The following is a 13,004-nucleotide window of genomic DNA, read 5'->3' as shown; positions in this document are numbered from 1 at the left end:
CGTTGCACGAGTGTGACCCGGCACCCTCTTGCGGATTCCCGAACGACTGTCGCAGAGTGATGTATGCGCTTACAGGCAGCGCATACATTCGGATTGCTCGAGGAGGAGCCCTCCATGTCCCGCACCGCCAGAACCGCCTCCGCCGCCATCGCCGTGTCGCTCGCTCTCTCCGTCTCCGCGTGCGGCGGCTCCGGTGGCGCCGACGTCGCCGCGGACGCGAAGCAGACGCTCACCGTCTGGGCCATGGGGGCCGAGGGCGAGAAGCTCGCCGAGGTGGCCGAGGTGTACGAGAAGTCCCACCCCAACGTCACCGTCAAGGTGACCCCGGTCGGCTGGGACGTCGCCCACCAGAAGCTCGTCTCCGCCGCCGCGGCGGGCACCATGCCGGACGTGGCGCAGATGGGCGGCAGCTACATGGGAGAGTTCGCCGAGCTCGGCGTCCTGGAGCCGGTCGACACGAAGGTCTTCGACAAGGCGGACTTCTTCCCGGCCGGCTGGAACCAGGGCGAGGTGGACGGCACCGCGTACGGCGTGCCGTGGTACGTCGACACCCGCGTCCTCTACTACCGCACCGACCTGGCGAAGAAGGCGGGCGTCGACCAGGCGCCCACCGACTGGCGGGAGATGCAGGACCTGGCGACCGCCTACCAGAAGAAGGCCGGCACCAAGTGGGGCCTGTCCATCCAGCCCAGCGGCCTGGACACGGTGCAGAACTTCTACTCCTTCCTGTACTCCGCCGGCGGAGAGATCGTCAACGACAAGGGCGAGGCGGTCATCGACAGCCCCGAGGCGGTCAGGGCGCTGAAGGAGTACGGCTCGTACTTCGACAAGGGGCTCTCCAACAAGTCCGTGCAGCCGGGCTACGACGTGGTGAAGGACTTCGGCAACGGCCGGGTCCCCATGTTCTTCGGCGGCCCCTGGCACGTCACCCTGCTGGACGAGGGACAGCCGCAGATCAAGGGCAAGTGGGCGGTGGCCCCCGTCCCGGCGGACAAGACCTCCGCCTCCATGGCCGGCGGCTCCTCGCTGGTGGTCTCCAAGGACAGTGAGCACAAGGCCGCCGCCGAGGAGTTCATCACCTACCTCACCGGCACCGACGGCCAGGCCGACTGGTACGAGCGCACCAAGGACCTCCCCGCGAACACCGCCGCCTGGGACTCCGGCAAGCTCGCCGACGACGCGAACCTCCAGGTCTTCAGGAAGCAGATGGACACCGCCAAGTCCTCGCCGTCCTCCGCCAGGCTGACGGAGATCACCGACAAGGTCGACCAGGCGATCGCGAAGGTGACGCAGGGCAAGGCTTCCGCCGAGGACGCGCTGAAGACCGCGCAGTCCGAGATCGAAGGCCTCGTGAAGCAGTAGCCATGGGCACCACGACCGCAGGGGCCGCGCAGCCGGCCAAGGTGAAAGAAGACCCAGGGGCCCGGCCGCCCCGGGACGGGCAGGGACGGGCGAAGCGCCCGAAGATGGGCGTACAGAACGCGGCAGGGTGGCTGTTCTCCACCCCGTTCCTCGTCCTGTTCACCGTCTTCATGGCGTTCCCCATCCTCGCCACGCTGCTGATGAGCTTCACCGACTTCGGGCTGCGCAACGTCACCCGCCCCTGGGAAGCGAACTTCATCGGCTTCGAGAACTACGTCGAGCTGTTCGGCGACGAGAAGTTCCTCAAGTCGCTCTTCAACACGGCGTACTTCGTCGTGGTGGGCGTCCCGCTGACGATCGCCCTCGGGCTGGTCGTCGCCGTGCTGCTGAACAACGGCATCGACCGGGCGCGGACCTTCTTCCGGGTCGGCTTCTACGCCCCGGTGGTCACCACCATCGTGGCCGTCGCCGTCGTCTGGCGGTTCGTCCTGGACCCGAGCGACGGGCTCATCGCCGGCCTCTTCTCCGAAGTGGGCCTCACCGCACCGGACTTCCTCGGCTCCGAGACTCTGGCCATGCCGTCGATGATCGCGATGGCGGTCTGGCGCAACGTGGGCACGGTCATGGTGCTCTTCATCGCGGGCCTTCAGGCCATCCCGACCGAGGTCAGGGAGGCCGCACGGCTCGACGGCGCCGGGGTCTGGCAGGAGTTCCGCGGAATCACGGTGCCTCTGCTGCGGCCCACGCTGCTCTACGCCACCGTGATCACGACCATCGGGTACCTCAACGTCTTCGAGGAGCCGTTCGTGATGACGCAGGGCGGCCCCTCCGACTCCACGCTGACCGTGTCGCTGAACATGTACCGCGAGGGCTTCAACTTCTTCCACATGGGTTACGCGAGCGCCATGGCGTACGTGCTCTTCGTGGTGATCATGGGCATCACGGTGCTGCAGCTCCGACTGCTGAAGGACAACACGAAGTGACCGTCCACCAACAAGCACCCGGTGCCGTGCGGACGGCGCCCACCGGAAAGTCCCGCGCCTTCGGGCGGCCCCTGGTCTACGTCCTGCTCTCGCTGGGCCTGCTGATCATGTCGGCGCCGTTCCTCTGGATGGCCCTCTCGTCCTTCAAGACGACGAGCGACCTCTCGGCCAGTCCCCCGGTGTGGATCCCGACCGAGTGGACCCTGGCGAACTTCCGTGAGCTGCTGGACAAGCTGGACCTGCCGCTCTACTTCATGAACTCCGTGATCGTGGCGGTGCTGGTCACCGTCTCGAACCTGGTGTTCTGCTCGATGCTCGGGTACGCCCTGGCCAAGCTGAGGTTCGCCGGCCGCGACAAGATCTTCGGTGTGGTCCTCGGTGCCCTGATGGTGCCCGGAAACCTGATGCTGCTGCCGCTCTTCGTGCTGATGAGCAAGCTCCGGCTCATCGACTCGTACGCCGGTCTGGTGCTGCCCTTCGCCGCGGGGGCGTTCGGCGTCTTCCTGATGCGGCAGTTCATGCAGTCGATCCCGGACGAGCTGCTGGAGGCGGCCCGGATGGACGGCGCCGGCGAGTGGTACATCTTCTGGCGGATCGTCATGCCGCTGGTGAAGCCCGCTCTCGCGACGCTTTCGATCTTCACGTTCCTCGGCTCCTGGAACAACTTCGTCTGGCCGCTGATCGCGACCAACGACCCGGACAAGTACACGCTCCCGGTCGCCCTGGCCACGTTCGCGACCGACCCCAACAAGGCGGGCGGCTCCAACGGCATGCTGATGGCCGGAGCCTTCCTGGTCGTGCTGCCGGTCCTGATCCTCTTCATCGCCCTTCAGCGGCACTTCACCCAGGGCATCGCCACGGCCGGCATGAAGTAGCCCGGCCCGCCCTCCGCACACGCACGAGGCCGCACCCCACCCCGGCCCGTTCCCCTTCACGCACAGGAAAGACGTTTCGCGATGACGCACACCCCGGTTCCGTTCCCCGACGGCTTCCTCTGGGGCGCCTCCACGGCCGCCCACCAGATCGAGGGCAACAACACCAACAGCGACTGGTGGGTCAAGGAGCACACCGCCGGCACGCACATCCAGGAGCCCAGCCTCGACGCCTGCGACAGCTACCACCGCTGGCCCGAGGACATGGACCTGCTCGCGTCCCTCGGCTTCACCGACTACCGCTTCTCCGTCGAGTGGGCACGCGTCGAGCCCGTGGAGGGCCGTTTCTCCCGGGCGGAGCTGGCCCACTACCGGCGCATGGTCGAGGGCGCCATCGCCCGCGGGCTGCGCCCGATGGTCACCCTCCACCACTTCACCGTGCCGCAGTGGTTCGAGGCGCGCGGAGGCTGGACGGCGGACGGCGCCGTCGAGCTCTTCGCCCGGTACGTCGCGGCCTGTGCACCGGTGATCTCCGAAGGCGTCAGCCACGTCTGCACCATCAACGAGCCGAACATGATCGCCGTGATGGCGGGCCAGGCGAAGCGCGGCGACATCGGCTTCCCGCCCGCCGGACTGCCCACCCCGGACGACGAGACCACCGAGGCGGTCATCGCCGCGCACCACGCGGCCGTGAAGGAGGTCCGGGCGCTCGACGCGGGGATCCAGGTCGGCTGGACGATCGCCAACCAGGTCTACCAGGCGCGTCCGGGAGCCGAGGACGTCACCGCCGCCTACCGCCACCCGCGCGAGGACGTCTTCATCGAGGCCGCCCGCGGCGACGACTGGATCGGCGTCCAGTCCTACACCCGTACGGAGATCGGCCCGGACGGCCCGGTCCCCGCGTCCGGTGACGTCGAGCGGACGCTGACGCAGTGGGAGTACTACCCGGCCGCCGTCGGGCACGCCCTGCGCCACACCGCCGAGGTCGCCGGCGCCGGAATGCCGCTGATCGTCACGGAGAACGGCATCGCCACCTCCGACGACACCCGCCGCGTCGCCTACTACACGGGCGCGCTCAACGAGGTGGCCTCCGCGATCGAGGACGGGCTCAACGTCCAGGGCTACCTGGCCTGGAGCGCCCTGGACAACTACGAGTGGGGCTCGTTCACCCCGACCTTCGGCCTGATCGGCGTGGACCGGGAGACGTTCGAGCGGACCGCCCGCCCCTCCGCCGAGTGGCTGGGGTCCCTCGGCCGCTCCCGCGAACTGCCCCGCACCGCCGGCTGACACCCGCCCCGGCCCGGCGCCCCGAGCGTGCACCGGGCCGGCCCCGGAACAGGGACCGTCGCGGCGGTCCCTCCGGCGGGGGAGCCGCCGTCACCTGACCGGCGACGGCTCCCCCGCCCCCCCCTCCCGGACGCGTCCGGGCCCGCGCACCGTGACAGTCGATGACCCTTCCCGAGAGGTACCCGATGGACCGTCGCACCTTTCTCACCGCCGCCGGGGCAGGGGCCGCCGCCCTGTCGGCCGGTGCCCTCACCGCCCCGCACGCCGTCGCCGCACCGGCGGACCGATCCGGATCCGAGCAGCTCCTGACCTGGTTCCGCGACACGTACCGCTCGGTCGAGGCGATGACGACCGGTTTCGGTCTCACCGCCGACACGATCGACGTCAGCGGTTCGACGCCCGTGGTCTCGCGCCAGACCTCGCCCACCGACATCGGCTGCGGCCTCTGGTCGGTGGTGGCGGCCGGCGGGCTCGGCGTGATCGGCGGGGCCGCGATGCTGCGGGCGCTGGAGCGGACCGTCGCCGCCGTCGAGAAGCTGGAGCGCCACCACGGCTTCTGGCTCAACTGGTACGACGCCCACGACGGTTCCGTGCTGACGGAGTGGCCCGGCACCGGGGACCCCGTCCGGCCTTTCCTCTCCTCGGTGGACAACGCCTGGCTGGTCACCGGACTGCGGATCGCCGCCGACGCGGCACCGTCGCTCCGGCCCCGTATCGAGCGGATCCTCTCCACCGCCGACTGGTCGTACTACTACACGCCGTACGACCCGTCCGACCCCGTGACCGGCCCCGGACAGCTGCGCGGCGGCTTCTGGACCGACACCGAGGAGCCCACGGCCCACCATTACGGCGCCCTCAACACCGAGCCGCGCATGGCGAGTTACCTCGGCATCGCGGACGGCTCCCTGCCGTCCGGCCACTACTGGCACCTGATGCGCACGATGCTGCCCGAGCACGAGCAGGAGCAGCGTCCGGGCGGCGCGTACGCCGTGATGGACGGTGTGCGGGTCTGGCAGGGGCACTACACCCACGGCGGACGGAAGCTGGTCCCCACCTGGGGCGGCTCGATGTTCGAGGCGCTGATGGTGCCGCTCTTCGTACCCGAGCCGGAGTGGTCGCCACGGTCCTGGGGCCGCACCCACCAGCGGTACGTCCGCAGCCAGATCGAGCACGGCCTCAAGGAGGCGGAGTACGGCTACTGGGGCTTCTCCCCCGCGAACGTCCCCGAGGGCGGTTACCAGGAGTACGGCGTCGACGCGCTGGGCATGCAGGCCGACGGTTACGCGTCCAACACGGACCGGACGTACACCACGGACGGCGCGCCGCTGCCGGACCCGTCGGCGTTCACCAACGGCGTGGTCACCCCGCACGCCTCGTTCCTCGCGCTGCCGTACGCCCGCCGGGAGGCGGTGGACAACCTCCGGGCACTGGACCGCGACTTCGGCGCGTACCACGAGGGCTACGGCTTCCGGGACTCGGTCAACGTGGGCACCGGCCGGGTCAGCGACTTCATGCTGGCACTGGACCAGGGCATGATCATCGCGGCGCTGGCCCAGGCCCTGAGGCCCGGACTGCTCCAGGGGCCGTTCCGGTCCGGCGGCTTCCGGACGCGGGTGCGCCCGCTGCTCGCCGCGGAGCGCTTCAGCATCTGACCGGATCTCGGCGCCGGGTCGCGGGCGGCAGGGGGCGGACATAGCCTCCCAAATGTGACGCCGCCTGCGATCCGTACCGGGATGTCCCGGCTTTCGATACCCGGCAGGGTCCTCGTCGCCGCCCTGGTGGCGGTGCTCTGGACCGCCCTGCCGGGTGCTCCGGGAGCCCGGGCCGAGGACCCCGTGCCCCTGTCCCGCGACGGGCAGATCACCGACACGGTGGACGCGCTCGGCGACCGGGAGCGGCAGGTCGAGGCCTCCCTCGACCGTTTGTTCGAAGAGCAGCGGGTGCAGCTGTTCGTGGCGTACGTCCGTGACTTCTCCGGCCGGGACGCCCAGACCTGGACCGACGAGACCGCGAACCGCAACGGCCTGGGCCAGGAGGACGTGCTGCTGGCCGTGGCCACGCACGACCGGCAGTACGCCTACTCCGTCGACCAGGGATCACGCCTCACCGACGCGCAGCTCCGGGACGTGGCGAACACGGCGATCGAGCCGGCGCTCCGGCAGAACGACTGGGCCGGAGCCGCGATCGGCGCCGCCGACGGCTACGCCGCGGTGCTCGCCGGCGACCCCGTACCGGCCCCCGCCATCACGCCGGGCGCCGCCGATCCCGGGGGTGACTCCGGCAGCGGTGCCTCGGCGAACCTGATCGTGCCCGTGGCCGTACTCGTCGTCGTGTGCGCCGTCGCGGCCTTCGCCCTCACCCGCCGCAGACGGCGTACGAAGACCCGGACGACGCCGGCGGCGGGCGGCTGGGGCGGCGAGGCCGGGGCGGCGGCCGAACCGCCGGTCCCCCTGCCGGACCTGGACGCGCGGGCGAAGGAGGACCTGGTCGACACGGACGACGCCGTGCGCACCAGCGAGGAGGAGCTCGGCTTCGCCACGGCCCAGTTCGGCGAGGAGGCCGCGGCCCCCTTCGCCGAGGCGGTCCGGTACGCCAAGGACGAGCTGACGGCGGCCTTCCGGCTGCGGCAGCAGCTGGACGACGCCTTCCCCGAGGACGACGCGACACGGCGCCGCATGCTCGACGAGATCATCAGCCGCTGCGCGGACGCGGACGGACGCCTGGACGCCATGTCCGAGGACTTCGACCGGCTGCGCTCCCTCGAACAGACCGCCCCGCAGGCCGTGGCCACCGCCGAGACCGCCTACCGCGACCTGGTCGCCCGCGTCTCCGCCGCGGAGACGGCCCTCGGCACGATGCGGGAGCGGTACGCCGAGTCCGCGACCGCTCCCGCCGCCGGGGACGTCGAACAGGCCCAGGACCGGCTGGTCTTCGTCACCTCCACCCTCAACCAGGCGCGCCAGGCCGTGGACAGCGAGGACAACTCCCGCGCCGCGGTGTACGTCCGTGCGGCGGAAGGCGCGATCAAGCAGGTGGCCACCCTCGTGGACGCGGTGGACCGGCGGGCCGGGGAGCTGGCCGAGGCCGCAGACAAGCTGCCGGGCGCGCTCACCGAGACGGAGACGGACCTGGCGGACGCCAGGGGGCTGCTGGACGGCACGCCTGAGGGTGTGCCGACCGCGGATCTGCGGGGCCGGGTGGCCCGCGCCGAGGCGGTGGCCGGCGATGTGAGGGCGGAGATCGGCTCCGGCCCGTACGACCCGGTCGACGCGCTGCGCAGGGTGGAGGAGGCGGACGCCGCGCTGGACGAGGCGCTGGCCGGAGCCCGCGAGCAGGAGCACGGCACCCGGCGCGCCCGTTCGCTGCTCGACCAGGCGATGCTCACCGCGCGGGCGGCGATCGGTGCCGCCGCGGACTACATCACCACCAACCGGGGCGCGGTCGGCAGCCAGGCACGCACCCGGCTGGCGGAGGCCCAGCGACGGTGGGAGAGGGCCCGGGTGCTGTCGGAGGGGGGCGACCCGCAGGCCGCCCTGGCCGAGGCGCAGCAGGCGGACGCGCTGGCCGCGCAGGCGCGGAGCCTGGCCGAGCAGGACGTACGCGGCTACGGCGACGGGGGCGGCTTCGGCGGTCCGCGCGGTGGAGGCGGGACGGGCGGTGCCGTGCTCGGCGGCATCCTCCTCGGCGGGCTGCTCGGCGGGCGGGGCGGAGGGTTCGGCGGCGGCTTCGGGGGCGGGTTCGGTGGTTCCGGGGGCGGGTTCGGCGGCGGGCCGGGCAGCTTCGGCGGCGGGGGGACCCGTGGGCGGCGGGGCGGCGGAGGCCGCTTCTGACCGCGCCACACCCCGACGGGCTTCCGTACGCCCCACCGGCTTCCATACGCCCACCGGCTTTCGTACGAAGAGATCTCGCACAAGGAGAGGTGCCATGACCAAGCAGACCGTCCTCGGCCGCGTCACTCAGCTGGCGCGGGCCAACATCAACGCCCTGATCGACCAGGCGGAGGATCCGCAGAAGATGCTGGACCAGCTGATCCGCGACTACACGAACAACATCGCGGAGGCCGAGCAGGCGGTGGCCGCCACCATCGGCAACCTGAGGCTGCTGGAGGAGGACCACCGGGAGGATGTCGACTCGGCCAGGGAGTGGGGCCAGAAGGCGCTCGCCGCCAGCAGGAAGGCCGACGAGCTGCGGGCCGCGGGAGCGGGGGTGGACGCCGACAAGTTCGACAACCTCGCCAAGGTGGCACTGGGCAGGCAGCTCCAGTCGGAGCAGGAGGCGAAGACGGCCGAGCCGACGATCGCCTCGCAGACGGTGGTGGTGGACAAGCTGAAGTCGGGTCTCGACCAGATGAAGAACAAGCTGACCCAGCTGAAGTCCAAGCGCGACGAGCTGGTCGCGCGCGCCGCGTCCGCCCAGGCGCAGAACCGGATGATGGACGCCGTCAAGAGCATCGACGTCATGGACCCGACGAGCGAGCTCGGCCGCTTCGAGGACAAGGTGCGGCGCGAGGAGGCGAGGGCGGTGGGCAAGCAGGAACTCGCCGCGTCGTCCCTGGACGCCCAGTTCGAGCAGCTGGACGGCCTCGGGGACAGTGCGGAGATCGAGGCCCGGCTCGCCGCCCTGAAGTCCGCTTCCTGACCTGGACCGCGCCGGCCGGCCCCGTCAGTACATGCTCAGCAGCTGCTCCACGGAGAGTTCGGCGGCGGGCTCCCCGTCGGGCAGCGCCAGTTCGAACCAGACCGTCTTGCCGCGCGGGGTGCGCCGCGATCCCCAGGCCGCGCTGAGCAGCCCGACGAGCTGCAGCCCGCGCCCGCCCTCGTCGGTGTCGCGGGCGCGCCGGCGGCGCGGCTGGACGAGGCCCGAGTCCCACACCTCGCAGACGAGCGTGCGGTCGCGGAGCAGTCTGAGCCGGATCTCTCCCTCGCCGTAGCGCAGGGCGTTGGTGACGAGTTCGCTGACGAGCAGTTCGGTGGTGTCCACCAGGTCGTCCAGGCCCCAGCTGACGAGCTGCGTGCGGGCCAGCTCACGGGCGCGGGCGACCGAGCGGAGCTCCCGCGGAAGCCGCCAGTCGCCCACCGCGTCCGGGGCGAGCCCCTGGATGCGGGCCATCAGCAGGGCGATGTCGTCCTCGCCGTGCCGGGTGTCGAGGGTCGTCAGCACGTGGTCGCAGACGTCCTCGAGGGGCTGCGACGGTTCGGCGAGGGCGTGCCGGAAGGCGTCGAGGCCCTCGTCGAGCGGGTGGTCGCGCGACTCGACGAGCCCGTCGGTGTACAGGGCGAGGAGGGCGCCCTCCTTGAGCTCCACCTCGACCTCCTCGAAGGGCTCGCCGCCGACGCCGAGCGGCATGCCCGGGGGCACGTCGAGCAGGAGGGCGGGCTCGCCCGGCTCGGCCACCACCGGGGGGAGGTGACCGGCGTTGGCGAAGGTGCACCGCCGGGTGACCGGGTCGTACACCGCGTACACGCAGGTCGCCAGATACACCTCGGAGAGGTCTGCCTCGCGTGACTTGTGGGCGGCCCGCGAGGGCCACTGGGCGCCGCCGCCCGCGCCGAAGCCTTCGCTCCGCTCGCCGCCTCCCGGGGTGCCGAGACCCCGGGCGACCTCGTCCAGGGCGGAGAGGACCTCGGCGGGCTCCAGGTCCAGAAGCGCCAGCGTGCGTACGGCGGTGCGGAGTTCACCCATGGCGACGGCCGCCCGCAGTCCACGGCCCATCACGTCGCCGACGACGAGGGCCGTGCGGTGACCGGGGAGCTCGATCACGTCGAACCAGTCGCCGCCGACCTCCGTGGCCGTGTTGCCCGGAAGGTAGCGGCAGGCGATGTCCAGGCCCGCCGCCTCGGGGTCGCCCGGCGGGAGCAGGCTGCGCTGGAGGATGAGCGCCCGCTCGTGCTCCCGGCGGTAGAGGCGGGCGTTGTCGATACAGACGGCCGCGCGGGCGGCGAGCTCGGTGGCCAGCGCCCGGTCCCGCTCGCCGAAGGGCTCGCTGCCCTTGGTACGGGAGAACTGGACGAGGCCCACGACGACGTCGTGCGCGACCATCGGCACGGCGAGGGTGGAGTGGACGAAGCCGCGTTCGTCGCCGGGCACGGCCTCGACGCGGCCGGTGCGCAGGGCGACGGCACAGGGCGAGTGGAACGGGTAGCGGTGGACCGAACCGAGGGCGGGCGGCACCGTGTCCCCGGCGGCCTCCACCCCTCCGCCCACGCCGGAGAAGGTTCCGGGGAGGGCGTCGGAGACGGCGCTGGCCTGGGCGACCCGGCGCAGCTCCGCGGAGCCGGTGCCGGACTCCTGGTGCCTGCCCCAGCTGGCGGGCGAGGCCTCCTCGCCGGTGAGCAGCCCTTGGTAAAGGTCGACGGAGGCGAGGTCGCAGAAGACGGGCACCGCGACGTCCAGCAGTTCCCGGGCTGTGGTCTCCAGGTCGAGGGAGTTGCCGATGCGGGCGCTGGCCTCGTTGAGCAGGGCGAGATTGCGGCGGGCGCTGGCGGCCTCGCGGGCGGCGATGTGCCGTTGCGTGACGTCGGTGGCGAGTCCGGCGATGCCCACGGGACGCCCGGCGCCGCTGTGCACCCGGTAGAGGTTCATGGACCAGTGGCGCCTGCCCGTGGTGCCGGGCGGGGTGCCGACGAGCTGGAGGTCGGTGACGGCGTCGCCGGTCTCCAGGACCCGCTTGAGCGTGCTGGAGAGGCGCTCGGCCTCCGGGCGGGTCAGGTAGTCGTCCACCGTGCGGCCGCGGTGGTCGTCGGCCTCGCCGCCGAAGACGGTGGCGAACCGCTTGTTGGCGCGTACGACGGTGAAGTCCGTACCGAAGAGGACGAAGCCGAAGGGAGATTGGCCGAATATCGCCTGCGAGGCGGCGAGGTCCGTCTCGATGCGCCGCAGCGCCCGGACGTCGACCACGATGCAGAGCGCGGCGCGCTCACCGGCCCCCGTCTCGCTCGGCATGACATAGATCTCGGCAAGTCCGCCGACCCCGTTCTCACCCGGGATCCGGAACGGGACGACGCCCGTCCACTCCTTGCCGTCCAGGATCTCGGCGACCCGCCTGTGGGCGTCCGGGCGCAGCTCGGCGGGCATGAAGGCCTCGACCGGGTCCTTGCCCACCACCTCGTCGGAGGCCATGCCGAAGAGACCGGCGGCCCGCCGGCTCCACTGCTCGATCAGCCCGTCGGGCCCGATCGAGAACGATGCGACCCTGATGTAGTCATAGATCGAGCCGGGCGGGCTGCTCTGCCACATGACGTCGCCCGCCGTTCCAGGTATCTCGCTCACGCGACCGTCCCCTCCAGCTCACACACCGGACCGGTCCTGCCCGCAGTATTCAGCACTACGGCCCTCACCGGCACGGCGTTCACGATCACAGCACGGTCTCAGTCCCTTTCAGCCAGGTTCTGCCCGACCTCCGGTGATCGCTGTGCGTCCCTCCCCACTCCTAACCAGGCAGAGCGAGCTCGAACCACACGGTCTTGCCACTTTTCCCGCGCCGGGTTCCCCAGCGGCGCGCGGAACAAGCCACGAGCTGCAGTCCGCGACCGCCCTCGTCCTCGGGTCCGGCCGTGCGTTCGGTGGGCGGATCCGGAACCGGATCGGAGACTTCCACCAGCAGACCCCGCCCCTCGGCACCTGCGTCGGGCGCCTCACCGTCGGGATGCGGCCACCTCAGCCGGACGCCGATGGGGCCCGAGGCGTAGCGCAGGGAATTGGTCACGAGTTCGCTGACGAGGAGCACGGCGACGTCCCCGACCGCCGCGTCGAACCCCCACTGGTGCAGTGCGTCACGGACCGCATGCCTGGCGCTGCGCACGGAGCCCGGCACCGCCGGAAAGCTCCACTCGGCAGAATCGCCTTCGGTATCGGTCACGCCGATCACTTCCCAGAGCCGGCAGCGGGGGCGCGCCCTCTTCAAAGGGCATAATCGGCACATACCCGATATTCGACGCAACCTATCGCAGCTGCTGCTCTATGGGGCGTACGGGTGTACATCGCACTGCCGACCGGCAGCCTGCAACGGGGCGCAGCCCTCACGGGCCAGGGGCTCGCGGCCGCGCCGCTCAGGCCCGCGTGGCCTCCCGCAGTCGGCGTACGGCTTCGGCCACGGCGGGGCGGTCCTGGTCCAGCCAGTCGACGCTGTCCGTCTCCTCCGGCGCGAGCCAGCGCAGCTCGTCGTGGTCCTCCAGCGGGGTGGGCTCGCCCGACAGCAGCCGCACCGTCCACACCTGGAGCACGAGGCCGGGCTTCAGCGGCCACTCCCCCGGGATGCGCTCCAGGGGCTCCGCCTCCACGCCGAGCTCCTCGCGGAGTTCCCGTACGAGTGCCTGCTCGCCGCTCTCGCCGCGCTCCAGCTTGCCGCCCGGCAGCTCCCAGCGTCCGGCCAGCTCCGGCGGGGCGCTGCGGCGGGCCGCCAGGAGCCGCCCGCCGTCGCAGACGGCCCCGGCCACCACCACGGAATCACTCATGTGCGGGAGCGTAACCGGTGGCCCTCTCCCGCCGGTGGCGCCGGGTC

At 71.7% G+C, this 13,004-nt stretch carries 10 protein-coding genes; 7 read left to right on the top strand and 3 right to left on the bottom strand.

All coding sequences use genetic code 11. The features are described 5' to 3' along the window. The first annotated feature begins 114 nt into the window (after positions 1-114). From ACIP63_RS11415 to ACIP63_RS11385, 7 genes are all read left to right on the top strand, one after another. The gene (locus ACIP63_RS11415; RefSeq protein WP_401513774.1) at positions 115-1,362 is read left to right on the top strand and encodes a sugar ABC transporter substrate-binding protein; all 1,248 of its coding nucleotides are present in this window, start codon (positions 115-117) and stop codon (positions 1,360-1,362) included. Positions 1,363-1,364: 2 nt separating this feature from the next. Continuing rightward, positions 1,365-2,345 carry a carbohydrate ABC transporter permease gene (locus tag ACIP63_RS11410; protein WP_401513771.1) on the top strand — a complete coding sequence of 327 codons (981 nt, stop codon included), beginning with the start codon at positions 1,365-1,367 and terminating at the stop codon, positions 2,343-2,345. A gap of 26 nt (positions 2,346-2,371) precedes the next feature. Further along, complete coding sequence (locus tag ACIP63_RS11405) at positions 2,372-3,220, top strand: carbohydrate ABC transporter permease (protein WP_401515079.1); 849 nt, start codon at positions 2,372-2,374, stop codon at positions 3,218-3,220. Positions 3,221-3,301: 81 nt separating this feature from the next. Continuing rightward, on the top strand, positions 3,302-4,504 hold the full coding sequence (locus ACIP63_RS11400; RefSeq protein WP_401513769.1) for a glycoside hydrolase family 1 protein: 1,203 nt from the start codon (positions 3,302-3,304) through the stop codon (positions 4,502-4,504). A 185-nt stretch (positions 4,505-4,689) separates the two neighbouring features. Continuing rightward, positions 4,690-6,156, top strand: a complete 1,467-nt coding sequence (locus ACIP63_RS11395; protein ID WP_401515076.1) for a glucoamylase family protein — start codon at positions 4,690-4,692, stop codon at positions 6,154-6,156. Between the two features lie 81 nt (positions 6,157-6,237). Further along, positions 6,238-8,334 (top strand): TPM domain-containing protein, encoded by a 2,097-nt coding sequence (locus ACIP63_RS11390; RefSeq protein WP_401515073.1) that lies wholly within the window; start codon positions 6,238-6,240, stop codon positions 8,332-8,334. A gap of 94 nt (positions 8,335-8,428) precedes the next feature. Further along, positions 8,429-9,142 (top strand): PspA/IM30 family protein, encoded by a 714-nt coding sequence (locus ACIP63_RS11385; protein WP_401513767.1) that lies wholly within the window; start codon positions 8,429-8,431, stop codon positions 9,140-9,142. Between the two features lie 24 nt (positions 9,143-9,166). Here ACIP63_RS11385 and ACIP63_RS11380 read toward each other — a convergent pair whose 3' ends face one another. The 3 genes from ACIP63_RS11380 to ACIP63_RS11370 all read right to left on the bottom strand — a co-directional run bounded on the left by ACIP63_RS11380 (position 9,167) and on the right by ACIP63_RS11370 (position 12,957). Continuing rightward, positions 9,167-11,740: a SpoIIE family protein phosphatase gene (locus tag ACIP63_RS11380; protein WP_401515071.1), complete on the bottom strand. Its 2,574-nt coding sequence runs from the start codon at positions 11,738-11,740 to the stop codon at positions 9,167-9,169. A gap of 193 nt (positions 11,741-11,933) precedes the next feature. After that, the gene (locus tag ACIP63_RS11375; protein ID WP_401513764.1) at positions 11,934-12,371 is read right to left on the bottom strand and encodes an ATP-binding protein; all 438 of its coding nucleotides are present in this window, start codon (positions 12,369-12,371) and stop codon (positions 11,934-11,936) included. Positions 12,372-12,552: 181 nt separating this feature from the next. Beyond that, positions 12,553-12,957 carry a (deoxy)nucleoside triphosphate pyrophosphohydrolase gene (locus tag ACIP63_RS11370; RefSeq protein ID WP_401513762.1) on the bottom strand — a complete coding sequence of 135 codons (405 nt, stop codon included), beginning with the start codon at positions 12,955-12,957 and terminating at the stop codon, positions 12,553-12,555. Positions 12,958-13,004: the final 47 nt, after the last annotated feature.

The organism is Streptomyces sp. NPDC088746 (assembly GCF_044751065.1).
Classification (GTDB): domain Bacteria; phylum Actinomycetota; class Actinomycetes; order Streptomycetales; family Streptomycetaceae; genus Streptomyces.
Note: the sequence above shows the minus strand (reverse complement) of the source record. Positions and strands in the feature narration are given on the sequence as shown.

What these genes read in the sequence shown, in the direction of transcription:
- ACIP63_RS11415 (WP_401513774.1), top strand. Translation starts at nt 115, where the DNA reads ATGTCCCGCACCGCCAGAACCGCCTCCGCCGCCATCGCCGTGTCGCTC.
- ACIP63_RS11410 (WP_401513771.1), top strand. Translation starts at nt 1,365, where the DNA reads ATGGGCACCACGACCGCAGGGGCCGCGCAGCCGGCCAAGGTGAAAGAA.
- ACIP63_RS11400 (WP_401513769.1), top strand. Translation starts at nt 3,302, where the DNA reads ATGACGCACACCCCGGTTCCGTTCCCCGACGGCTTCCTCTGGGGCGCC.
- ACIP63_RS11395 (WP_401515076.1), top strand. Translation starts at nt 4,690, where the DNA reads ATGGACCGTCGCACCTTTCTCACCGCCGCCGGGGCAGGGGCCGCCGCC.
- ACIP63_RS11390 (WP_401515073.1), top strand. Translation starts at nt 6,238, where the DNA reads ATGTCCCGGCTTTCGATACCCGGCAGGGTCCTCGTCGCCGCCCTGGTG.
- ACIP63_RS11385 (WP_401513767.1), top strand. Translation starts at nt 8,429, where the DNA reads ATGACCAAGCAGACCGTCCTCGGCCGCGTCACTCAGCTGGCGCGGGCC.
- ACIP63_RS11380 (WP_401515071.1), bottom strand. Translation starts at nt 11,740, where the DNA reads ATGTGGCAGAGCAGCCCGCCCGGCTCGATCTATGACTACATCAGGGTC.
- ACIP63_RS11370 (WP_401513762.1), bottom strand. Translation starts at nt 12,957, where the DNA reads ATGAGTGATTCCGTGGTGGTGGCCGGGGCCGTCTGCGACGGCGGGCGG.